This is a genomic window from Paracoccus sp. S-4012 (assembly GCF_009674885.1).
Taxonomy (GTDB): domain Bacteria; phylum Pseudomonadota; class Alphaproteobacteria; order Rhodobacterales; family Rhodobacteraceae; genus Paracoccus.
In genome coordinates, this window is the sequence record NZ_WKKA01000025.1 from 1 (window position 1) to 20,785 (window position 20,785).

A 20,785-nucleotide genomic window follows, 5' to 3' on the forward strand; every position below is an offset into this window, starting at 1 on the left:
GGTCGAGGCCTTCGCCCAGATCGACAAGGAGGAGATCGACCCCATCCTCAGCATCACGGCCAAGGCCGCCTGATCATGATCTCAGGCCATCTCACGATTTACACCACGTTGACGGACGTGACCCCGCCAGGAGATGGACGCGCTGCGCCGGGAGGTGGCGGCGCGCGACGAGGCTATCGCGAGCTTGACCGCCTTGCTCAGCGCCTGGCTGGACCCGTCGGAGCCGCCGCGGTCCTGAGAACCCTGGCGGGACGCCTGACATCGCTGCGCGAGCATCTGGCCGAGGTCATGCACGACGCCTGGTTCGGTCTGGTCCTCGCGCGCCCGCAGAAACCAACACCCGCTCCACCAATGTTGCAAGGAGATCGGCATGAGCGACGACACGAGTCTGCAGGAGATCAACCTGTCCCTGCGGTCCCTGATCGCGGCCTTTCAGTCGCTCGAAGACATGCTCAGGGCAGGAACGAACGGCGCGCAGGACCGGCGAGAGGCGTTCCTGCAGATCCTGGGCGGGCTGGCGAACCGGATCGACCGGGCCGTCGAGCCGCTGGAGCGCCACACGGCGGGAGAGGAGCGACTGGCACGGTGCGAGACTATGCTGGAGATCCTCATGGCCCGGCAACTCCGCGATCGGGAACGCGAAGCCATGCTCCACGACGCCGTCGAGAGTCTGATCAGCCGTCTCGAGGAACCGCTGGGAAACTGACCCTGATCGACCATCATCCGGGAGGGCGCGGCAGCTGTGGCAGTCGTCGCGCCCGGGACTCGGTTCAGGGTCAGGCGAGGCGACCGGGCTGGCGAGGTGAGCGTCGGCAGCATCCGCCTTCGGCTGAGCGAGTCCGAGCTGCTGATCATTGACGACGACGGGCAGCCGGAGAGGGCAGCGGCATTGTCGAAGCGCCTGTCAAAACGGCTTCGCCTAAGTTTCGAGAACCTGCGCAATCTGAATGGGGATGCTCCTTCCGTTGGCGGGTTCGAGCCGTGACTGCTGCCTGACCCGAGTCCCGGGCTGGCGGCCGACGCGGGCTTGTCGATCGGATAACTGCGAGTGCCCAACCCAGGCTCGAGGGTGACCGTCGTCGGGCGGCTGGCCTCAAGGGTTCGGTTCAGCGCGGAGGCAATCCTGGGCGCATCCAGCTTGCGGGACACAACCTCGGGACCCGGGACGGCGGAGTGGTTCACTTTGGCCGAAAGGCTCGGCTACACCCGGAGCACGACGAACGGGGGACCACATGCCGATACTGCACTGGCTGACGCGGGACGCGGACCTGCGGGCGGCGGCGGGGGTGCCGTTTCGGCTGCTGACCGAGGAGCCCGGGCTCTCCTTCGCGGCGCAGGGTTCTGGCGGCTCCGACGGGCTGCTGGTGCAGGGCGACAATCTCGAGGCGCTGAAGGCGCTGCTGCCCTTCTATGCGGGTCGGGTGAAGTGCATCTATATCGACCCGCCCTATAACACCCGTTCGGCCTTCGAGCATTACGACGACAATCTGGAACACGCGCAATGGCTGGGGATGATCGTGCCCCGGCTGATGCTGCTGCGCGAGTTCCTGTCCGAAGATGGCAGCATCTGGGTCAGCATCGACGACAATGAGGGGCATTATCTCAAGGTCGTGATGGATGAGGTGTTCGGCAGGCGCCGATTTCTTGCGAGCATTTCATGGCAAGCGCGGTCTTCGGTATCCAGCGACGCGATCATATCCAACTCTCACAATGCCATTCATGTTTATGTAAGTGATCCCGATGCGTGGAAGCGGACGCGCAATCGGGTTCCGAGGAGCGAGCGACAGGCGAAGCAATACAACAATCCCGATGATGATCCTCGCTGACCTTGGCGAGCAATCCCGTGGGATGCTCCGAACATTAGGGCCAATCTGTCATATGATATCGTCACTCCATCAGGGCGGGTGCGGAAGCCGCCGCCCGGACGGTGCTGGTCGCGCACCGAGGAACAATGGCTGAAGATCGTTGCCGACGGGCTGGCCTATTTCGGAAAGAACGGCGACGGCGCCCCGGCCTTCAAGCGATATCTGCAAGACGACGACGGCGTGGTTCCGACAACATGGTGGCCCCACGACGATGCGGGCCACACCGATGAAGCCTCCAAGGAGTCCGTCAAGCTGTTCGGCTCGGACATCTCGTTCGACACCCCCAAGCCCGAACGCCTGCTCCAGCGCATCCTCCATATCGCCACCAATCCCGGCGATCTGGTGCTGGACAGCTTCCTTGGCTCGGGGACCACTGCCGCCGTCGCCCACAAGATGGGCCGCCGCTGGATCGGGGTCGAGATGGGCGAGCACGCCCGCACCCATTGCGCCACTCGCCTGCGGAAGGTGATCGAGGGCGAGCAGGGCGGCATCAGCAAGGATGTCGGGTGGCAGGGCGGCGGAGCCTTCCGCTTTGTCACGCTCGGCCCCCGCGTCTATGACGAGAACGGCGTGATCGCGCCCGAGGTGCGCTTTGCCGACCTCGCCCGCCATGTCTGGTTCACCGAAACCCGCCGCCCGCTCGACGGCGTGCCCGAAACGCCCCTTCTGGGCATCGTCAACCGCCCGCCTCGCACGGATGCGCCGGATGACGGGAGCGGGGCCCCGCTGCGCGCGCCTGACCGCGCGGTGGCGCTGCTGTTCAACGGCATCCTCCGGGACCGCTCGGCGCAGGGCGGCAACGTGCTGACCCGCGCCACGCTCTCGCTGATCCGCGAGCATCTGCCGCAGGGTTTCGCGGGCACGCTGACCGTCTATGCCACCGCGTCCCGCCTCTCGGCCGCGACGCTGAAGCGCGAGGGCGTCCAGTTCCGCCAGACGCCCTACGACCTGAATGCGGGGGGAAGGTGATGGAGCTGAAACGCTATCAGCAGGCGACGCTGGACGCGCTCGACCGTTTCCTCACCCGCGCCGCCGCGATCGGCCCGACAGAAGCCTTCGCCCACGAGGTCGCGCATCAGGAGCGGGAGGCGCTGCTGGCCGGCGAGTCCCTGCCCGCGCGGAAACCCTACCGGTCGCTCGAGGGGCTGCCCGATGTCCCCTACGTCTGCCTGCGCCTGCCGACCGGCGGCGGCAAGACGCTGCTGGCGGCGGAATCAGTGCGGGTCTGGTCGCAGGTGACGGCGCGGCCGCAGCCGCTGGTGCTGTGGTTCGTGTCCTCGACCCAGATCAAGGACCAGACGCTCGACGCGTTGTCCGACCGCACCCATGCCTACCGGCGGCGGCTCGACGCGGCTTTCGGCGGGCGGGTGCGGGTCTTCGACATCGAGGCGTTCGAGATGCGGCGCCCGGTGGCCTGCGTGATCGTGTCGACCATCCAGGCGTTCCGCGTCGGCGACACCTCGGGCCGCCGCGTCTATGCCCATCATGAGGACCTCGAGCCGTTCTTCTCTGGCCTGCCCACCGCGGGGATGGAGGTCGTTGGAGCCGAGGAGGCGGCGGCAAACCCCCTGGTGACCGAGGGGGCGGTCAAGTTCAGCTTCGCGAACCTGCTTTATCACCATCGACCGCTGATGATCGTGGACGAGGCGCATAACGCCGTCACGGGCCTCTCGCGCGACGTGCAGGCTCGCGTGCGGCCCGCGGCGGTGATCGAGTTCACGGCGACTCCGAAGGATCGCAACAACATCCTGTTCTCGACCACCGCGGCGGCGCTGAAGGATGAGCAGATGATCAAGCTGCCGATCCGCCTGCGCCCGCATGGCGACTTGCGATCCGCCGTGGATGGCGCGCTGCGGACGCAGCGGATGCTGGAAGAGAAGGCCAAGCGCGACAAGGACCACATCCGCCCCGTGGTGCTGTATCAGGCGCAGCCGAAGGGCCGCGAGCCCTCGGTCGATCAGATCCGCGATTATCTGGTGACGCGGCTGGTGCCTACTGCGTGGATCAAGATCGCCACCGGCGACCGGCGCGAGCTGGACAGCGTGAACCTGCGCGATCCGTCGGAGCCCACGCGCCACGTCATCACCGTGCAGGCGCTGCGCGAGGGCTGGGACTGCCCGTCGGCTTATGTCCTCTGCGCGACGCAGAAGCTGCGAAGCTCTACGGCGGTCGAGCAGCTTCTGGGTCGCGTGTTGCGGATGCCCTATGCCGAGCGGCGGAAGGATCCGGCGCTGAACATGGCCTATGCGCATGTCTCCGAGCCTGAGTTCAACGAGACCGCGCAGGCGCTGACCGACAAGCTGATCGGCATGGGCTTCACCGACGAAGAGGTGCGCGGCTCGGTCCAGCCGGAGGGGCTCACCGCGGATCAGGGGCGGCTGTTCGACCCGACCCCAGTCCGTCCGCAGCCGGTGTGGCAGGTGCCGCTGTCGGATACCGACGAGAACCGCGCGGCGCTGTCGGAACTGGCCGAGGAAGGCGTCGATTGGACCTCCGCCCCCGACGGCAGCCTGACCGCTGGCATCAAGGGCGCAGTCGCTGACGCGGTGGCGGCAAGGATCATCGCCCTTGCGCCCGAAACCGATCGTCCGGCTGCCCGCGCAGGTCTGGAGAAACACCGCGAGAAGGTCGAGACGCGCCGCTCCCCCGCAGAGAAGGGCGCCGTGATCGAGTTGCCGCTGCTAATGGCCGAGATCGGCGGTGAGATCGTCCCAGCCGATACCGACTCACTGATGGAGCTTTCAGACTGGTCGCTCAGCAACGCCTCCGCCCGCCTGGAGGAAGCCGACCTGAGCTTCACCCGCAACGACGAGGTGGTCGAGATCGACCTCGAGGGAGAGAAGATCGTTTATTCCCGCACGACGATTACCCAGGCCCCGCTGCCGGGAGTGGGTGAGTTGGATCAAGACAGCCTCGCCGCCACGTTGGTCCAGTGGCTGGAACGTAGCTGCCGCGCCGCCGACATTCCGCAGGACCAGCTGCGCGCGTGGCTCAGCCTCGCCGTCGCACACCTGCGCAGCCGACGGGGGATTGCCCCGCGAACGCTGATCGAGTGGCAGGATGTGCTTGCGGCCAAGCTGCGCCAGCGCATCACCGAGCAACGCGATGCCGCGCGTTCCGCGATGCGACAGGCGGCGTTGTTCGACGATGATGCGGCGCCGGTAATATCTCGGACGCGACCATCCGCCTCGAGGCCAGCACCTACCGCGACGTGCAACTGGTCCCGCTTCAGCGGGCCCGGTTCTCAAAACACCTGCTCGGCAATGACGCGGTGCCGGCTTTCGACGGAGACCAGCAGAGCGAGGAGTTCGAATGCGCGCAGGCGCTGGACGGCCTCGAGGCGGTCGACGTCTGGCTGCGCAACATCCCCCGGCACGCCGACAGCTTCTGGCTTCCGCTGCTCAACGGCCGCTTCTATCCCGACTTCGTCGCCAGGCTCACAGACGGGCGGCTGTTCGTCGTCGAATACAAGGGCGCTGATCGGGCCACGAACGAGGACCCGCGCAACAAGACCCAGGTCGGCGAGCTGTGGGCGCGGACCTCCGGCCATGTCTACGCCACGGTGGAGCGGATGAAGCACGGGGTCGGCATGGCCGAGCAGATGCGGGCGGCGCTCAAGCTGGGTCCCGACGGGCGCCACACCGAGCGCCGAAGGCTAAACCCTGCTCTGCCATGATGTCTGCTGCGAATGTGACACTGAAAACACTTCTCCATTTGGAGCGGTGTCAACTCCTACGCCGCGGGCCGAACTGGCTCGCCAGTCTGGGCGGGGAGCGGTCGTGCGCCGGACCGGCTCGGCTGGCGAGTCCGGGCGGAAAGCGGTCGTTCGCTGCGCCGTCTATGAATGACCGGTTGGAGGCCGTAGTCTGCTCCCAGGTGCGAACGTTCGGTGCACAAGCGCCGCCAAACTGAATCTAATTGGACGTTGGTCATTCCGCCTCATCCAGCAGCCTTCCCCGCTCCCGGTATCCCACGACGAAAATAGCTTCGAGCTCCCTTCTGTGCGTCTCGCCAACCCCCGCGCGGTTGAGGACCCATGCGATGCCAAGTGCGCTCAGGAAAAGGCCTTGCGGTGTTATCGTTGCCCGCGCACGGCCGTCCTTCTGTGCTCGGGTCAGGAACTCGCCGGTGAGTGCGACGAGTGTCTCGCACGAAATGGCCAGCACAGACGTATCTTCCTGAATCGCTGTCAGCACTGGCGCCGGCAGGCCGTCGTAGGTCGCGAGGTAATCCTGCAGGGCGCGCAACCACTCGGTCAGTGCAGCTTCGGAGCATGCCATCTCGCGGGCCGCATCCGCGCGGGCGAGGATATCTGCCTGACGTTCCGTGAGTGTCGCGGCCAGCAGTGCGTCGCGCGAGGGGAAGTGGCGATAGAGCGTGCCCGGTCCGACGCCCGCCTCGCGCGCGATCTCGTCGAGGGAGGTGTTCACGCCGTTAGCGGCAAAGTGCCGAGCGGCGGTTCTGAGGATGCTGTCGCGGTTTCGGCGCGCATCGGCGCGCAAGGGACTTTTGTCGGGAGGGTTCGTGTTCATGGGCAAGGCGTCTCCGAGGGTCCGACGGGCGCATGGGAGCAGGGACGGAGTAGCATGTTGACGCATGTGGAGATAGCCTCCATATAGCCAAAGTGGAAGCGGAGGCAATCTCCGTTCCGCCTGTCCCCGCTTGGAGTGACCCATGACGCCGTTGTCCATCCTCGAGCTTGTTCGCGTCACCGACGAGACCGACCCGCGCGGCGCCCTCGACAACGCCCGCGATCTCGCCGCTCATGCCGAGGGCTGGGGCTACAACCGGGTCTGGGTCGCCGAACATCACAACATGCCCGGCATCGCCAGTGCCGCCACGTCGATCGTCATCGCCCATATCGCTTCCGGAACGGACAGGATCCGCGTGGGCGCGGGCGGCATCATGCTGCCGAACCATGCCCCCTATGTGATCGCCGAGCAGTTCGGGACGCTGGAGCGGCTCTTCCCCGGCCGGATCGATCTGGGACTGGGACGCGCGCCGGGGACGGACCAGCTGACGCTCCGCGCGCTTCGGCGCACGCCGGAAAGCTCAGCGAACTTTCCCGAGGACGTCCTCGAACTGCAGGCGTTCCTCGCGCCGGCAGCACCCGGGCAGCGCATCGAGGCAGTGCCCGCGACCGGGACGAGGGTGCCGCTGTGGATTCTTGGATCGAGCCATTTCGGGGCCATGCTCGCGGCCGAACTCGGGCTTCCGTATTCCTTCGCCTCGCATTTCGCGCCGCAGCTGCTGACCGAAGCCCTCGATCTCTACCGCAGCCGGTTCAAGCCCTCCGCTCAACTGGATCGTCCCTATGCGATGGTGGGCGTGAACATCATCGCGGCGGAGACGGATGCCGAGGCGAAGCGCCTCGCCACCAGCCAGCGGATGTCCTTCGCCAGCATCTTCAGGGGCGAGCGCGGTTTTCTGCAGCCGCCCATCGAAGACATCGAGAGCTACTGGACGCCGCGCGAGAAGGCGCAGGTCATGTCGATGTTGTCGCGCACCATCGTCGGATCGCCCGAAACGGTTCGCGAGGGTATTGCGGCGCTTGTCGCAGAGACCAGGGCCGATGAGGTCATCGTCGTCTCCGACATCTACGATCATGCAAAACGGTTGCGCTCGCTTGAGATCATTGCCGACGCCGCGGGCATCAATGCCGCTCGCGTGCCAGAGGCCATCTAGCAAGCGTAAGACTCAGTGCCATTCCGAACATCCCTGACGCCGCGATCGCGCGCCTTCCTTCGGCGGCCGTGGATCGAGCGTGTCGCCAGCCAACGGAGATCATCCATGTCCTCCCTCACCGCCGCCCCGCTGTTGCAGCCGCTCGACGCCGGCGCGCTCGAGCTTCCCAACCGGATCCTGATGGCGCCCATGACGCGGCTGCGGACCTTGCCCGACCTCTCCATGCAACCGATCGCCGAGACCTACTACGCGCAGCGCGCGAGCGCGGGACTCATCATCTCCGAGGTCCTCACGGTTGCGCCCTATGGGGCGGGCTACGGCGCCATGCCCGCGCTCATCACTGACGCGCAGAAGGCCTCCTGGAAGAAGATCGTCGATGCCGTTCACGCGGCCGGCGGCCGCATCGCGGCCCAGCTCTGGCATTCGGGACGCGTCCGTCTGGCGGAGGAGTTTGCCAATGACGACGGTCCATTCGCCGCTCCGCGTCATCCGCTGATGCCGGCCACGCTCTCGCGTGAAGACCTTGCCGCGATGCCGCGGGATTTCGCCGCGGGCGCCCGTGCGGCGATCGACATCGGCTTCGATGCGGTCGAGATTCATGCTGGGAACGCGATGTTCCTCGCCAACATCCTGCGTGGCGACGCCAACCAGCGAACGGATGAGTTCGGCGGCTCCGCCGACAATCGCGCCCGACTGCTTCTGAATATCCTGGAAGCGGTGACGAACGTCGCCGGCGCCAGCCGGGTCGGCGTGAAGATCGCGCCGAACTCGTCATTCCAAGGGAGGTTCGACCCCACCGTGCGCGAGACCTTCGCGCGCCTTCTTCCGAGGCTGGCGGCCCTCGGTCTCGCCTACGTGCAGGTCAACCGCGCCTCCACCGTGGATCTCGCCAGCTGCACCGGAGAAACCACGCCCCTCGAGTGGGTCCGTCAGCATTATCCCGGCACGCTGGTCGGCGCCGAGAACTTCGGCCTCGAAGACGGCGCCCATGCCGTCGCCGGCGGGACGCTCGATGCCATTGCCTACGGTCGCCCGTTCATCGCCAATCCGGACCTCCCGGCCCGCTTCGCTCAAGGCGCGCCGCTGAATGAACTGCGCGGCGACCCCTACTTCGTAGACGGAGAGCGCGGCTATATCGACTATCCGGCGCTGGAGAGCGTCGAGGCATGACGTAGGCGCCGCCCCAGAGGAAGGAGAGACGGATGGCTCACCTGACGACAGCGACCCCAACAATATCCGATCCGAAGTAAATGGAGCCCCTCATGAGTGACAAGCCGATCCGCGTCGGATTCATCGGCCTCAATCCCGGTATTCACTGGGCGGCAACCGCCCATGTCCCGGCACTGAAGGCCCTGCCGAACGAATACGAGGTGGTCGGGGTCGCGAACACCAGCCATGCCAGCGCCAAGAAGGCCGCCGATGCGTTCGGACTGCCCTTCGCGTTCGAGAATGCCCAGGCGCTGGTCAACTCGCCAGAGGTCGACCTCGTCGTCGTCACCGTCAAGGTGCCGCATCACCACGAACTGGTGACGGCGGCGCTGAACGCGGGCAAGCACGTCTATTGCGAATGGCCGCTCGGCAACGGGCTTGCCGAGGCACGGGAGCTGGCTGACCTCGCCGAGGCGAAAGGCGTGGTCGCGGCGGTCGGCACGCAGATGCGTGTCGCCCCCGAGGTCGAGTATCTCCGCGGGCTCATTGCCGACGGCTATGTTGGGGAGGTGCTCTCGACCACGCTCGTGGGCAGTGGCGGCGAATGGGGCGGCATGACCGATGCCGCCCATGCCTATCTCTACGACAGGACCAACGGCGCGACGATGCTCAGCATCCCGCTGGGACACACGCTTGCCGGCCTGCGCGAGGTGCTGGGCGATATCGGCGATCTGTCCGCGCGCATGATCAACCGCCGCACCACCGCGCATGTGACCGACACGGGAGAGACCATACCCATGACCTCCCATGACCAGGTCCTGGTCCACGGCGCGCTGAAAAGCGGGGCGGCATTCTCGGTCCATTATCGCGGCGGAATGTGCCGCGGGACCAACCTGCTGTGGGAGATCAACGGCACGCAGGGCGACATCCAGGTGACGGGCGCCAATGGCAACGGGCAGATCGTGCAATTGTCTATCCAGGGCGCCAACGGCGACACACGCGAGCTCGCGCCGCTGACGCCGCCTGCTTCGGCCTACGAGGGATGGCCAGACAACTCCGTCGCCCGCAATGTCGCCCGGCTTTATGCCCGGTTGGCGGAGGATATTCGCTCGGGCACGCGCTCGGCGCCGAGCTTCCGCGATTCTGTCGCGTTGCACGACACCATCGACGCGATCGAGCGTTCTGCTCGGGAGGAGCTGAAATGACCGGCCTCGCTGCGGGTTACCCCATGCCATTTTGAACTGACCAGCGATGCGCGCGTGTTCGCAGCGCCAAGGCTCGGCCGCTAATCGGGGCGCCCGCATAACCCATCCATGACCTGATCGGCATTGAACGGCTTCTCGAATACCGGAACAGCTGCACGGCGTGCGGCGATGGTATCGGGGTCGTAGCCGGTGACAAACACGAAAGGCACCGAGCGGTCCTTCAGGGCGTCCGCCACGGGGTAGACCGTCTCGCCGCGCAGGTTGAAGTCGAGAACCGCTGCGTCGAGTTGCTCCACTCGGGCGACGAGGTTCAGAGCCTCCGTCACGGAAGGGGCGGGCCCCACGACATGGGCGCCGGCCGGCGTCAGCGAGGCAGCCACGTCCTGGGCCATGAGGAAATCGTCCACGACGAGAATGTGCCGTCCGGCGAGCGGCTGGGCACCGGTCATGGATCGCGGCTCGCGGGCGTCGCCGCCTTCTCCAGCGGCAGGTCGACGATGCAGCGAAGCTCCGTCGCCCCAAGCTCATAGGTGGTCCGGGCGCCGAGCGCATAAGGCAGCGCCTGCTCGATCAGCACGCGCCCGTAGCCTCCATCCGCCCGGAAGGACGGGGCATCGGCCCCGGTGGGGACCAGGCCGTCTTCGCGCCATTCCAGGTGGACCCGAGGCCCGGCCTCGCCGTTTCGCACATGCCAGGTGATGCGAAGACGCCCGCCGTCCTCGGAGAGCGCCCCATATTTCCGGGCGTTCGTTGCGAGCTCATGGATCGCCAGAGTGATGAGCGACAACCATGTTGTCCGGCGCCGTCAGGCAAGTTGGCCGCTGGGTTCAGCCGGAGGGCGGGCGTAGCCCGTCCCGGAGGCTGAAGTCAGCGGTTCGATCCTCTCACCGGGGGAATGGCTGGGTGCTGGCCGCTGCGGGCCGGTAGGGTCCGATCTCTGCGTCCAAACGGAGATCCGACCGTGCCGGGCAAATCCGTCATCGACCAGCAAGTGAGAGTCTACATGACCGACCGTCTCCAGCACAGCCAACGCGCCGCCGCCGCCCGGTCAGGGTTCAGCGAACGCACCGCCCGCCGCATCGAGGCCGATCCGCGGCTTCCCTCGCAACGCCAGGCCACCCGGGGCCGCACCGTGCCCGATCCGCTCGGGGCGGTGTGGGAACCGGTCCTGCTGCCGATCCTCGAGCGCGATCCTGCCGTTCAGGCTGTGACCCTGCTGCGGCACCTTCAGATGAGCGATCCGGATGCCTTCCCCGACGATCGGGTGCGCCGGACCCTCGAGCGGCGCGTCTGCGACTGGCGCGCCCTGCACGGCCCCGAGCGCGACGTGATCTTCCTCCAGACACCCGAGCCGGGCCGCATGGCGCTGTCGGACTTCACCGACGCGGGCGAGCTGCGCGTGACGATGCCGGCCAGACGCTGAAGCAGCGCCTGTTCCACTTCGTCATGGCCTACAGCGGTTGGGAGCATGCCGGCGTGGTGCTGGGTGGCGAGAGCTCACCGCGCTGGCTGAGAACCTCCAGAACGCGCTCTGGACCCTCGGCGGCGTGCCTCGCGAACACCGCACCGACAGCCTCTCCGCCGCCTACCGCAACCTCGATGCCGAAGCCGCAGCCGATGTCACCAATCGCTACCAGGGCTTCTGCGCCCATTACGGCATGATCGCGAGCCGCAACAACCCCGGCGAGGCGCATGAGAACGGCTCGGTCGAGGCCCACAACAATCATCTCAAGACCGCCCTCGACCAGGCCCTGATCCTGCGCGGCTCCCGGGACTTCGCCGACCTCCGCGACTGGCGCCGCTTCGTCGACGAACTGGTCGCCCGTCGCAATCGAAGGCGGGAGGCCGCGGTCAGGATCGAGATGGCGGTGCTCAGGCCGCTGCCGGCGCGGCGCACCACCGACTTCACCGAGGTGGTCGCGCGCGTCACGAAGACCGGCGGGTTCCAGGTTCACAGCGTCTTCTATTCCGCGCCCTCGCAACTGATCGGCAAGCGCCTGCGCGTCCATGTCCATGACGATCGGATCGAGGCCTTCCTCGGCGCCACCCCTGTCGTCACCCATCCACGGCGCCGTGGCCGCAGTGATGGCGTCCGCGTCCACTGCGTCAACTACCGCCACGTCATCCATGCCCTGCGCCGCAAGCCGCAGGCGCTCGCAGGCTCGGTCTACCGCGACGGCCTATTCCCGCGGTCGGAATACGCCGAGGCCTGGGCCGCGCTGTCGGCCGCGTTGCCGCGCCGCAACGCCTGCCGCCGCATGGTGGACCTGCTCTGGCTCGCCCATGACGAGGGATGCGAAGCCGAGCTTGCCGGCCTGATTGCCGGAACCCTCGCCACGGGCGACCTGCCCGAGGCGCGCCAGCTGAAGCACCGCCTCGAGCCGCGTCGACGCGAACTGCCGGGCGACACACCCGTCATCCTCCCCGACCTCGCCAGCTTCGATGCGCTGCTGGGGGCCCGCGCATGAGCCCTGCCGCACCGCGCCCCGTCGATGTGCATGCGCTGCCCGCCATGCTCACCGCCTTGCGCCTGCCAAGCGTTCTGCGCCACTGGCCAACGCTCGCCGAACGCGCCGACGCCGAAGGCGGGCCCGCGGCCCGCTTCCTCGCTGCGCTGGCGGAGATCGAACTGGCCGATCGCGATGCCCGACGCATCCAGCGTCACCTGCAGCAGTCCGGACTGCCCGGCGGCAAGACCCTCGCCACCTTCGACTTCAAGGCTCTGACGAGCGTGCCGCGGGCACGGATCGAGGCGCTCGCGGCCGGGGACTGGGTCGAGACCGGCGCCAACCTGATCGCCATCGGCAGTTCCGGCGCCGGCAAGACCCATGTTCTCTGCGCCATCGGCCATGCCCTGGTCGAGGCTGGCAAGCGCGTCCTCTACACCCGCACCACCGACATGGTGCAGAGGCTCCAGGCCTCCCGCCGCGACCTCGCCCTCGAGGCCGCCCTCGCCAGGCTCGACAAGTTCGACCTGATCATCCTCGACGACATCACCTACGCCCAGAAGGACCAGGCCGAGAGCTCGGTGCTCTTCGAACTCATCGCCCGGCGCTATGAGAGCAGAAGCCTCGCCATTGCCGCCAACCAGCCCTTCAGCGGCTGGGACCGCGTCTTTCCGGACCAGGCCATGACCGTCGCCGCCATCGACCGGCTGGTCCACCACGCAACCATCCTGGAGATGAACGGCGACAGCTACAGGCGCCGCACCGCCGCCGGACGCCGATCCGCCGAGGCCGCAGTTGCACCGACAACCTCCAGCGACAACCAGCCCATCGACACCATCAACGAAAAGCTCAGGGAGGACGCCGAGTAACAACACCGATCGCAGCGAGGTTGACGCTCTACACCAGAGCGAGGGTCTGCACGGCGGAGGCGCGGATCCGGACGGGCGGGCCGTCAAGCGCGACCCGGTCACCCTCGGCTGCGCCAAGCGCGTCGAGTTCGGGCGTGAGGAGCGCGCGCAGAGTGATCGGCTTGTGTTCGGAGCGCGACAGGAGCCCCTGCACGCGCGAGAGCGCTGCCAGGCGGCTGTGGAACGCCTTGCGGAAAGCCTCAAGCGAGCCTGTATGGGCCATTGTCTGGCGCGCGATCGAGCGCACCACGCCGATGAGGTTGCGCGTGCGGTGCTGAAGCTCGGCCACCAGCACCTCGCGGCGCTCGTCGTTCCGGCGGCGCTCGGTCACGTCCTGGCCGGTCTTGAGGAAGCCGGCAGCCGCACCCCGCGCGGCATGCAGGGCGTGCCTCGTGCCCTCGATGAACACACGCGCGCCGTCCTTGCGCAGATGCCAGCGCACGTCGGGTGCGCTCCCCTCACGAAGGGCGGTTTCGACCTCCTGTTCAGCCACGCCGGCGGCCCGGTCTTCCGGGGTGAAGGTGATGGCTGCAGGCTGCCCGATCATCTCCTCCGCGCTCCACCCGAACACCGCCGCGGCCCCGGGGAGCCAGTCGGTGATGCGATCCGCGTCGTCGGTGACGAAGATGGCGTAGTCTGTCGCCGCCTCCACCGTCAGGCGGAAGCGTTCTTCGGAGGATCGCAGATCCCCCAGCTTGAGCAGCCGGTCGACGATCGGACCCAGGATGCCGGCGTAGGTGCGCAGGAAAGTGCTGTCATCCTCGTCGAAGTCGCGCGGCTTCGTGTCGTCCACCTGCAGGAGGCCGTAGGCCCGCCGCCCCGGCAGGAAGTCGGCACGTTCACGAGCGCGACCACGCCGGCCTCCTTCATGAAGGCGGGGACCTCGAAGCGGTGATCCTCGGCGATGTCCTGCGAGATCACGGGCTCGCCGGCGTCGATCGCGTAGGTCTCGGAGGAGTGCTCGCGCATGGAGAGGCGCACCTGGCCCACGACGTCGGGCGCCCATCCCACGCCCGCGCGCACGAAGAGGGTCCCGCCTCCGGGCTCGATCTCGAGCACCTTGGCCCGCTTGGTCTGCATTGCGGCCGCCACGAGCCGGCAGGCCTCCTGCAGCACCTCGTCGAGATCCTCCGATTGCAGCGCCATATCGGCGAAACCGGCGAGGACCTTCCGACGCTGGAGCAGGATCTCGAGGAGCTCGCGGCCGCTTTTCATCGTCGTCACCGCGTTGCGCCCTTCGAGGCCTCGGAGGGAACGGGCGGAAGGCGGATCAGGTCTCGTCGGAGTGAGAACGAAGGGGACGAGAACGGGGGCACGCGGTCAGAGTGATGGTCCCCCTCGGGCTCCCTTGCCTGCGGAGAGCGCGGGTCGGTCTGCCAGCACCTCACGGTGTTACGACCACATCCTTCGATCTGGCGCAGCCGCGCAAGGTTGCTGTCGGGTCGGGTCAGCCAGCACGGCTTGAGGCGCCCCGGCTCACGCGGCAGTCCTGCGCTGCCCGGGGAGAGGCGCCGCTCGCCGGGTGCTTCGGTCTGCTGCCTCTTTCCTTAGGCGCGCCGACCTGAGGCGTGCGATCTGCTGACGGCGGGCCGCAGCCTCAGCCTCGATGATCTCGCGTGCGGCGCGATTGGTGACGTCTGCACGCGTTTCGGGTCTGGTGGCCCTGAAAACGTTGCTTGTGGAACTCATTGGGCCACCCATCCATGATGTCGGGGAGCGGCAGGGAACACACGGCAGCCCGCAGGCAGCGAGGCGCCCCGTCAGCTCGGCACCGACGACGTTCCGGCAGGCTCGAGGTGGTCCTCGGTGGACACACGCTCATGACCTTCGCCTTCATTGCGGATACGGTATTGCGGCACCCCGTTACTCGGCGGCAAGGTCGAGACGACGTGATAGATGCCCTCGGTCCTGAAAGGGTGGATGAACCCGGACGTGATCCTGACTGCCTGCCCGACGGCATAGAGGTGCTCGGCAGAGTTGCGGCGGGTCGGTCCCGCGGTCGTGGTGCCGGTCTTGTGCGCGTTCATGATTCCCTGTCGTCCTTTGCATAACGGCGGTTTGATCGTCCGTTCAGCTCTGAGCGCGGGTGAGCCGAAGGAACTCTGGCGCGTTAGAAATTGCAGGTTCGCGACGCAGAGAATTCCTCGCGAAGCTTGCTATCAGCATCAATTCGGAAACGAAGTGGCAACGGGTTGGCGGGCGGGTAGCTGATGAGAAAATGGCGAATTCGTATTCCTTCGGAGCCGCCGACAATATCCCATATGGGCATCATTGGGACAAAATGCAAGTTATCTGTTGATTTCGAGGCAGGCCGCCTTGCTGGCGATCTTTCGAGCCGTGCCAGACGGCTGAAATCTGCCCGACATTCCCGGCGGCACGATGACGGCAAGGTGTCGCCGGGCGCCGGATCACCGTCCCGGATAGAGGAAGAAGCGGACCATCTCGGCTGACGCGTCAGGACCTGCGGGATCGGTGTAGCTGCCCGCGGTTCGTCCGCCGGACCAGGCGTGACCGGCACCCTCGATCCGCCACGACTCGACCAGCGGTGTGCCGCGACCGCAAGCGACCCGGTCAACGTCCGGAAGATGCAAATCTCCGACAAGCCTCGCTCTTGCCTGAGCAAGGTCCTCCGAAATCATGACGAATGGGCTGCTTTACGGCGGCCGAGTTTTAGCGGCGAGCCAACTGCGATGTGCTGGTATCCGCCTCCCAACGAGGGAATGTTTTTGCTATGATGGAAATCTACTGGGGAAAACCCCTGTCCTTTGTCGTGTCGCCCGCAGGCGATGTCCAGGAATTCAGCACGGCCGAGCAGGTCCGATATTGGCTGCGGAAGAAATGGCCGGTATCGGACCGTGCCCGCGAACGCGCCCTCCTGCAGGTCGAAGCAGCAATGGATTGCATGGCATCTGTCGGCACGGCACGCAGGGCCTTCATTTCTGCAGCAAAGACTGCAGGTTTCGCGCCAGAGACTCACGTAAGCCAGGCCGCCCGCGCCGTCACGGCAGCATGAATTCTTGGAAAGCGGTTGGCATCCCACCTCGTCTGCTCGGTCGAAGTGCAGCTCCGGTCGGCGCTCACGCCGTGATCTCGTGCGGCATTTCCGCGCGCAGGAAAGCGGCGACAGGGCCGCATCAGGAAAGCAACCGGCTTCAAGAATCAGGATCTGATCCGACTTGAGGGACAGCCGCGGAAATTGCCGCAACGCGGCGGCCGGTAGAGCCGGCCGTCAGCTATGGCTTAGGTTCGGAGCAGGAACAAGCGCTGCTTTCCTGCCGTCCCGAAACCGGGCAAGCTCACGCTTGACGCCAGTAGAGCCGCGAGGCGCGCGGATGCCCCGCCTTCTCGTCAACATCGACGTGCCCGACCTCCCCCAAGGGTTGGCCTTCTACAGCGCGGCCTTCGGTCTCAAGCCGGGGAAGCGCATCGGTCCGCATGCCATCGAGCTTCTGGGGTTGGGCGTGCCGATCTATCTTCTGGAACGGCAGGTCGGATCCTCTATCGGCCCAGCCGGCGGTGGCAGGCGCCGCTATGACCGGCACTGGACCCCGATCCATCTCGACGTGGCCGTCGAAGATCTGAAGGCCGCCATCGACAGGGTGACCGCAGCTGGGGCGGTGCAAGAGGGCGGGACCACGATTGCTGCCTTCGGCGAACTGGCCATGCTCGCCGATCCCTTTGGACATGGGTTCTGCCTGATACGTTTCAACGAGCTGGGATACGACGCCCTCGGCAGCACAGCCACGCTACCGCTCCTTTAGCGAGGAGGCTGAAGGATGGAAGTCCAGCAACTGCATCGTGACGGCCTGATCGACCATATCCAACTTGTGATCGAGAACCTTTCCGCCTGCCTGAGGTTCTATGCTACGCTGCTGGATGCCTTGGAGATCCCGATGGCGGGATAGCCTCCGGCTACAATCGGGCAGGTGTTAAGAAAGCCGGGCGGCTCCACCTCTGCCCGGATACCTCGTTGTTCCCGAGAACCGCGGCGCGGGGTCACGTCCGTCAACGTGGTGTAAATCCTGAGGTGGCCTGAGATCATGATCAGGCGGCCTTTGCCGTGATGCTGAGGATTGGGTCGATTTCCTCCTTGTCGATCTGGGCGAAGGCCTCGACCACCTCGATGGCCACCTCGGGTCACACCGGCAGCGCCAGCGAAATTACACCATCTCCTCGGGCGCTAGCCGGCGCGGCGGCTCTGGGCGAGCGCCGCGCCGCGTCGCGCCGTCCGCTAGTGTTCAAAGGTCGATGCCTTCGGAGAGGCTCGACGCCTTTTCGGTCGCGACCCGAGAAAACGGACGATGCTGTCCATCTTCGTCTGGCCGAGCAGAAACTTGACCGCGCCCCCGAGACACTCTGCGATCATTGAACTGTGCTTTGACACGGGCGCCTATCCTTGCTCATTCGCAGCTCTGCTTCCTACTGCTGTGGATATCATGCAACGACTGTTCCAGGCTTTCGCAGCCGCACTCCTCATTGCCCAGGCGCCAGTGTCGGTCGCCGCTGATCCTATCCGGACCGGTGCCGAGCACTGTGTCGTCAATGTCCGCTCCAACGACACCTTGAACCTGCGGGCGGGACCGGGCACGGGACATCGCATTCTCTCGCGCCTCGCGCACACGCAATGCGGAATTATCGTCACCGGCGCCTGTGCAGGATCATGGTGCCCGGCGGAGGGTGGCCACAACGCCGGCTGGCTCCACCGTCACTACATCGCGAGTGTGTCCGCGCCGATCCACTGCCTCGGTTCCTTGGCCCACCCGAATTCGGTCGCGCTGCGAGCGTGGCCCGCCGGCAGCTCGCGGGTTCTGGCCAAGCTCCCGTCCGGAAGCTGTGAGGTCGCGCTTCTGCCCTATGCAACCAGAGGTTGGCAGAAGATCCGGCAGGATGGTTGGGAGGGCTGGGTGCGGCAATCCGACCTTTCTCATGAGAGCAGCCGAGCGCGCTAGGTCGCCCGACGAGGACCGACCGAGGCATGGGGCCCGTGCGGGCAGTTCGTAGGCCAAAAGGTTCAATGGCGCATGTAGCGGTTTGCTCGGCACGGAATCATGCCAGCTCTCCTTGCATGACTTGATCGGCCACATCCAGCTTGTGGTCGAGAACCTTCCCGCCTGTCTGAGTTTCTTTCATACGATGCTGGATGTCCAGGAGATCCCCATGGGAAGGATCGCCTCCGACTACAATTGGGCGGGTAACAAGAAAGTCGGACAGCTCCACCTCTGTTGGGATACTCTTTGTTTCCGAGAACCTAGTCGGCATAGGGGACAATTCCGGTCCGAGATGCTGCAGCGCACACGAAGGACCGCTTCGGGCCAGCCACACCGTCCCGCGGTTCCAAGCTCGAACGGCTGCTATGGGCCGCCTGCGCCTTCCCTCATCCCCGAAGCAGAAGCTGAACTTCGTCGCCTACCGCGTCTGGCCAGTTACGGCAGAGTTCGTGAAGAGTATTCGCGCTTCCGAGGGATTTCGGCACCCGCGACGCGTAAGCCAGGCGATCTGGATGGTTGACTGAAGTGGCACGCCGGCTCAGTTTGCGCGCGTGAACATGACATGTGTGACGCCGCCGGCCGACGACGCCATCTCGACCTCGTAGCCCCGCTCCAGCCCTTCCAGCCCATCCCACAGGCGCGCGCCGCGGCCCAGCAGGATGGGGACGACCACGAGATGCATGTGATCGACCAGCCTCGCGGCAAGGAAATCGCGGAGCATGGCGACGCCGCCGCCGATACGCACGTCATGCCCCTTCGCCGCCTCGCGTGCGGCGGCAAGCGCCTCGGTCGGCGGGGCGTTGAGGAAATGGAAGGTCGTCCCGCCCTCCATCTCGATCGAAGGGCGCGGGCGATGGGTCAGGACGAAGACCGGAGTGTGGAAGGGCGGGTTGGCGCCCCACCAGCTTTTCCAATCCGGGTCGTCCTGCCAGCCGGGCGGCCCGAACTTGCCCGCGCCCATGATCTCGGCGCCGATGCCGGGGGCGAACAGCCGCAGCAGCGTGTCGTCGATGCAACCGCTGCCACCAGGCTTGCCGATCATCTCGTGCCACCACCCGGTCTTGAGCATCCATTGGTGCAGCCTTTCGCCGGCATGGCCGAGCGGCGCCTCGCGGGTGAGGCCCTCGCCGGTGCCGAACCCGTCGAGAGAGATGGAAAAATGCTGGATGCGTGTGCGTGACATGATGCTTCTCCTTGTTTGGCGCCGGTTGGCTTGGCCGCTTCAGAACGGCCGTTCGGCCTTGTCGAGGTGGTAAAGCTTCACGCTCGTTTCCCTGAGCGCGACCTTCGACTGCCTGGCGATCTTGCCGGCGATCTTGCGCCAGGCGTCCAGTGCGGGCCGGTCGCGCCAGATCTCCAGCAGGTTGAGGCGGTCGGGCTCGACCGGATCGGCGCTGATCGAGAAGTCGAGACAACCGTCGGCCTGCCTTGCCCGCTGGACAAGGTCGGCGAAACCCGCCAGCCCGGCGTCGCGTTCTTCTGCGCTGTTTGTGTGTCAATGACCGGCGATGATGATCATGACATTCCTCCCTTTTCAGTGCGGGCATCAGCCCTTCACATCGCCCATGCCCTCGACGATCCGGTCGTCGCGGACCCGCATGATGTTAACGCCGCGGACGTGATCGCTGTCGCCCTCGCCCCAGCGAAGGCGCCAGCGGATGATGCCGCGATCGCCGCAGGCCCAAATCTCCTCGGCACGCAAGTCGAGGTTCGCCGCGGACGCGATACCCTTCAGAACGCGAGACAGGCCTCGCGACCCTCAAAGCGCCGTCGGGGGCCGCGACGGTGCTTTCCAGCACGCAGATCTCGCCGATCAGGTCGTTGAGGTCGTCGGGGCGATGCGTGCCGAACGCTGCGTTGAAGCGGGTGATGACCGCCAGGGTCGTGTCGCGGTGTTCATTCCTCCCCTCCTGTGACCCGTGGTAGGGCCGATCCGGCCGCAGCAGCCTCGATCCAGGCAATGTCGATCTTCTGCATTGTCAGCATCGCCTGCATCGCCCGCCCGGCCTTGTCGCGGTCGGGGCTCGTGGTCAGCTCCATCAGCCTCCGTGGCGTGATCTGCCAGGAATGGCACCAGCGGTCCTTGCACCAGCCGCAGGCGCTTTCCTGCCCACCATTGCCGACGATGGCGTTCCAGTAGCGGTCGGTTTCCTCCTGATCCTCGGTCAGGACCATGAAGCTGACGGCCTCGTTCGGGGTGAAGACGGGCTCGCCGTTCAGGCCGATGAAGGCGCGGCCGAGGACGGTGAACTCCACCGTCAGTTCATCGCCCGCCTTGCCGCTGGGATAGTCGATCGGCGCCGTATTCACCCGGTCGACATGGCTGTCGGGAAAGGTCGCGGCATAGAACTCGGCCGCCTTGGAGGCCTCTCCGAAATCATACCACAGGCAAGTCACGAGATCGGTCACGTCATGTTCTCCTGTTGGGTCGTTTGGTTTGCGACGGGATCGGGCTTTTCCCGCCGGGCGGTCGGGCCGATCTTGGTCTTCGCATCCTTTCCGAGGACGAGCGTCCGGCGCCACTCCCGACATCCCGGC

The 20,785-nt window shown here is 66.3% G+C and carries 22 protein-coding genes and 3 pseudogenes; 14 read left to right on the forward strand and 11 right to left on the reverse strand.

What is annotated here, in order from left to right; genetic code table 11:
- Positions 1-370 precede the first annotated feature (370 nt).
- The 5 genes from GI374_RS17660 (at position 371) to GI374_RS17675 (ending at position 5,440) form a co-directional block, all read left to right on the forward strand.
- Positions 371-706, forward strand: a complete 336-nt coding sequence (locus GI374_RS17660; protein ID WP_154338348.1) for a hypothetical protein — start codon at positions 371-373, stop codon at positions 704-706.
- Between the two features lie 96 nt (positions 707-802).
- Complete coding sequence (locus tag GI374_RS17665; protein ID WP_154338349.1) at positions 803-985, forward strand: hypothetical protein; 183 nt, start codon at positions 803-805, stop codon at positions 983-985.
- 247 nt (positions 986-1,232) lie between these two features.
- Positions 1,233-1,826, forward strand: coding sequence for a site-specific DNA-methyltransferase (locus tag GI374_RS19505; protein WP_229583526.1), 594 nt, complete (start codon positions 1,233-1,235; stop codon positions 1,824-1,826).
- A gap of 78 nt (positions 1,827-1,904) precedes the next feature.
- Positions 1,905-2,834 carry a DNA methyltransferase gene (locus GI374_RS19510; protein WP_370515455.1) on the forward strand — a complete coding sequence of 310 codons (930 nt, stop codon included), beginning with the start codon at positions 1,905-1,907 and terminating at the stop codon, positions 2,832-2,834.
- Complete coding sequence (locus GI374_RS17675) at positions 2,834-5,440, forward strand: DEAD/DEAH box helicase (protein ID WP_154338350.1); 2,607 nt, start codon at positions 2,834-2,836, stop codon at positions 5,438-5,440. The genes GI374_RS19510 and GI374_RS17675 overlap by 1 nt, the downstream gene beginning before the upstream one ends.
- Before the next feature lie 354 nt (positions 5,441-5,794).
- Here GI374_RS17675 and GI374_RS17680 read toward each other — a convergent pair whose 3' ends face one another.
- Entirely contained in the window at positions 5,795-6,397 is a 603-nt protein-coding gene (locus GI374_RS17680; RefSeq protein WP_154338351.1) for a TetR/AcrR family transcriptional regulator, read from the reverse strand.
- A 142-nt stretch (positions 6,398-6,539) separates the two neighbouring features.
- Here GI374_RS17680 and GI374_RS17685 point away from each other — a divergent pair, with 142 nt between their 5' ends.
- From GI374_RS17685 to GI374_RS17695, 3 genes are all read left to right on the forward strand, one after another.
- Positions 6,540-7,550: an LLM class flavin-dependent oxidoreductase gene (locus tag GI374_RS17685; protein ID WP_154338352.1), complete on the forward strand. Its 1,011-nt coding sequence runs from the start codon at positions 6,540-6,542 to the stop codon at positions 7,548-7,550.
- A 105-nt stretch (positions 7,551-7,655) separates the two neighbouring features.
- Positions 7,656-8,720, forward strand: a complete 1,065-nt coding sequence (locus GI374_RS17690) for an alkene reductase (protein ID WP_154338353.1) — start codon at positions 7,656-7,658, stop codon at positions 8,718-8,720.
- Between the two features lie 92 nt (positions 8,721-8,812).
- Positions 8,813-9,904, forward strand: a complete 1,092-nt coding sequence (locus tag GI374_RS17695) for a Gfo/Idh/MocA family protein (protein ID WP_154338354.1) — start codon at positions 8,813-8,815, stop codon at positions 9,902-9,904.
- 80 nt (positions 9,905-9,984) lie between these two features.
- On the opposite strand, the gene GI374_RS17700 is transcribed toward GI374_RS17695, so the two are convergent.
- Both GI374_RS17700 and GI374_RS17705 read right to left on the reverse strand, forming a co-directional pair.
- A complete protein-coding gene (locus GI374_RS17700) occupies positions 9,985-10,353 on the reverse strand; it encodes a response regulator (RefSeq protein WP_154338355.1) in 369 nt (122 codons plus the stop codon).
- Positions 10,350-10,691, reverse strand: coding sequence for a sensor histidine kinase (locus GI374_RS17705; protein ID WP_154338356.1), 342 nt, complete (start codon positions 10,689-10,691; stop codon positions 10,350-10,352). The genes GI374_RS17700 and GI374_RS17705 overlap by 4 nt, the downstream gene beginning before the upstream one ends.
- 216 nt (positions 10,692-10,907) lie before the next feature.
- Between GI374_RS17705 and istA the strand changes: the two are divergent.
- Positions 10,908-12,372: pseudogene (gene istA / locus GI374_RS17710) on the forward strand (IS21 family transposase).
- Positions 12,369-13,220 (forward strand): IS21-like element helper ATPase IstB, encoded by an 852-nt coding sequence (gene istB / locus GI374_RS17715; protein ID WP_154338357.1) that lies wholly within the window; start codon positions 12,369-12,371, stop codon positions 13,218-13,220. Before istA ends, istB begins: the two are co-directional and overlap by 4 nt.
- A gap of 28 nt (positions 13,221-13,248) precedes the next feature.
- On the opposite strand, the gene GI374_RS17720 is transcribed toward istB, so the two are convergent.
- The 4 genes and pseudogenes from GI374_RS17720 to GI374_RS19520 form a co-directional block, all read right to left on the reverse strand.
- Positions 13,249-13,911: an HWE histidine kinase domain-containing protein gene (locus tag GI374_RS17720; protein WP_370515459.1), complete on the reverse strand. Its 663-nt coding sequence runs from the start codon at positions 13,909-13,911 to the stop codon at positions 13,249-13,251.
- Between the two features lie 2 nt (positions 13,912-13,913).
- Positions 13,914-14,483, reverse strand: a complete 570-nt coding sequence (locus GI374_RS19515; protein ID WP_229583528.1) for a GAF domain-containing protein — start codon at positions 14,481-14,483, stop codon at positions 13,914-13,916.
- Positions 14,484-15,019: 536 nt separating this feature from the next.
- The gene (locus GI374_RS17725) at positions 15,020-15,286 is read right to left on the reverse strand and encodes a hypothetical protein (protein WP_154338358.1); all 267 of its coding nucleotides are present in this window, start codon (positions 15,284-15,286) and stop codon (positions 15,020-15,022) included.
- Positions 15,287-15,667: 381 nt separating this feature from the next.
- Positions 15,668-15,823 (reverse strand): annotated as a pseudogene (locus tag GI374_RS19520) (poly(3-hydroxybutyrate) depolymerase); the annotation flags it as partial.
- A gap of 170 nt (positions 15,824-15,993) precedes the next feature.
- On the opposite strand from GI374_RS19520, the gene GI374_RS17735 reads away from it, so the two are divergent.
- The 4 genes from GI374_RS17735 to GI374_RS17745 all read left to right on the forward strand — a co-directional run bounded on the left by GI374_RS17735 (position 15,994) and on the right by GI374_RS17745 (position 18,208).
- Positions 15,994-16,272 carry a DUF982 domain-containing protein gene (locus tag GI374_RS17735; protein WP_370515456.1) on the forward strand — a complete coding sequence of 93 codons (279 nt, stop codon included), beginning with the start codon at positions 15,994-15,996 and terminating at the stop codon, positions 16,270-16,272.
- Between the two features lie 319 nt (positions 16,273-16,591).
- On the forward strand, positions 16,592-17,020 hold the full coding sequence (locus GI374_RS17740) for a VOC family protein (RefSeq protein WP_154338360.1): 429 nt from the start codon (positions 16,592-16,594) through the stop codon (positions 17,018-17,020).
- A gap of 15 nt (positions 17,021-17,035) precedes the next feature.
- Positions 17,036-17,164, forward strand: a complete 129-nt coding sequence (locus tag GI374_RS19695) for a hypothetical protein (RefSeq protein WP_255453752.1) — start codon at positions 17,036-17,038, stop codon at positions 17,162-17,164.
- 531 nt (positions 17,165-17,695) lie between these two features.
- On the forward strand, positions 17,696-18,208 hold the full coding sequence (locus GI374_RS17745) for an SH3 domain-containing protein (RefSeq protein ID WP_154338361.1): 513 nt from the start codon (positions 17,696-17,698) through the stop codon (positions 18,206-18,208).
- A gap of 577 nt (positions 18,209-18,785) precedes the next feature.
- Here the strand turns inward: GI374_RS17745 and GI374_RS17750 are convergent.
- The 4 genes and pseudogenes from GI374_RS17750 to GI374_RS17765 form a co-directional block, all read right to left on the reverse strand.
- A complete protein-coding gene (locus GI374_RS17750) occupies positions 18,786-19,430 on the reverse strand; it encodes a dihydrofolate reductase family protein (protein WP_154338362.1) in 645 nt (214 codons plus the stop codon).
- Positions 19,431-19,469: 39 nt separating this feature from the next.
- Positions 19,470-19,715 (reverse strand): annotated as a pseudogene (locus GI374_RS19955) (putative quinol monooxygenase); the annotation flags it as partial.
- A gap of 78 nt (positions 19,716-19,793) precedes the next feature.
- Positions 19,794-19,994 (reverse strand): nuclear transport factor 2 family protein, encoded by a 201-nt coding sequence (locus GI374_RS19525; protein WP_255453753.1) that lies wholly within the window; start codon positions 19,992-19,994, stop codon positions 19,794-19,796.
- A 149-nt stretch (positions 19,995-20,143) separates the two neighbouring features.
- On the reverse strand, positions 20,144-20,656 hold the full coding sequence (locus GI374_RS17765; protein WP_370515457.1) for a VOC family protein: 513 nt from the start codon (positions 20,654-20,656) through the stop codon (positions 20,144-20,146).
- Between the last annotated feature and the right edge of the window lie 129 nt (positions 20,657-20,785).

Coding starts and splice junctions, on each gene's coding strand:
- GI374_RS17660 (WP_154338348.1), top strand. CDS start 371: ATGAGCGACGACACGAGTCTGCAGGAGATCAACCTGTCCCTGCGGTCC.
- GI374_RS19505 (WP_229583526.1), top strand. CDS start 1,233: ATGCCGATACTGCACTGGCTGACGCGGGACGCGGACCTGCGGGCGGCG.
- GI374_RS17675 (WP_154338350.1), top strand. CDS start 2,834: ATGGAGCTGAAACGCTATCAGCAGGCGACGCTGGACGCGCTCGACCGT.
- GI374_RS17680 (WP_154338351.1), bottom strand. CDS start 6,397: ATGAACACGAACCCTCCCGACAAAAGTCCCTTGCGCGCCGATGCGCGC.
- GI374_RS17685 (WP_154338352.1), top strand. CDS start 6,540: ATGACGCCGTTGTCCATCCTCGAGCTTGTTCGCGTCACCGACGAGACC.
- GI374_RS17690 (WP_154338353.1), top strand. CDS start 7,656: ATGTCCTCCCTCACCGCCGCCCCGCTGTTGCAGCCGCTCGACGCCGGC.
- GI374_RS17695 (WP_154338354.1), top strand. CDS start 8,813: ATGAGTGACAAGCCGATCCGCGTCGGATTCATCGGCCTCAATCCCGGT.
- GI374_RS17700 (WP_154338355.1), bottom strand. CDS start 10,353: ATGACCGGTGCCCAGCCGCTCGCCGGACGGCACATTCTCGTCGTGGAC.
- istB (WP_154338357.1), top strand. CDS start 12,369: ATGAGCCCTGCCGCACCGCGCCCCGTCGATGTGCATGCGCTGCCCGCC.
- GI374_RS17725 (WP_154338358.1), bottom strand. CDS start 15,286: ATGAACGCGCACAAGACCGGCACCACGACCGCGGGACCGACCCGCCGC.
- GI374_RS17735 (WP_370515456.1), top strand. CDS start 15,994: ATGGAAATCTACTGGGGAAAACCCCTGTCCTTTGTCGTGTCGCCCGCA.
- GI374_RS17740 (WP_154338360.1), top strand. CDS start 16,592: ATGCCCCGCCTTCTCGTCAACATCGACGTGCCCGACCTCCCCCAAGGG.
- GI374_RS19695 (WP_255453752.1), top strand. CDS start 17,036: ATGGAAGTCCAGCAACTGCATCGTGACGGCCTGATCGACCATATCCAA.
- GI374_RS17745 (WP_154338361.1), top strand. CDS start 17,696: ATGCAACGACTGTTCCAGGCTTTCGCAGCCGCACTCCTCATTGCCCAG.
- GI374_RS17750 (WP_154338362.1), bottom strand. CDS start 19,430: ATGTCACGCACACGCATCCAGCATTTTTCCATCTCTCTCGACGGGTTC.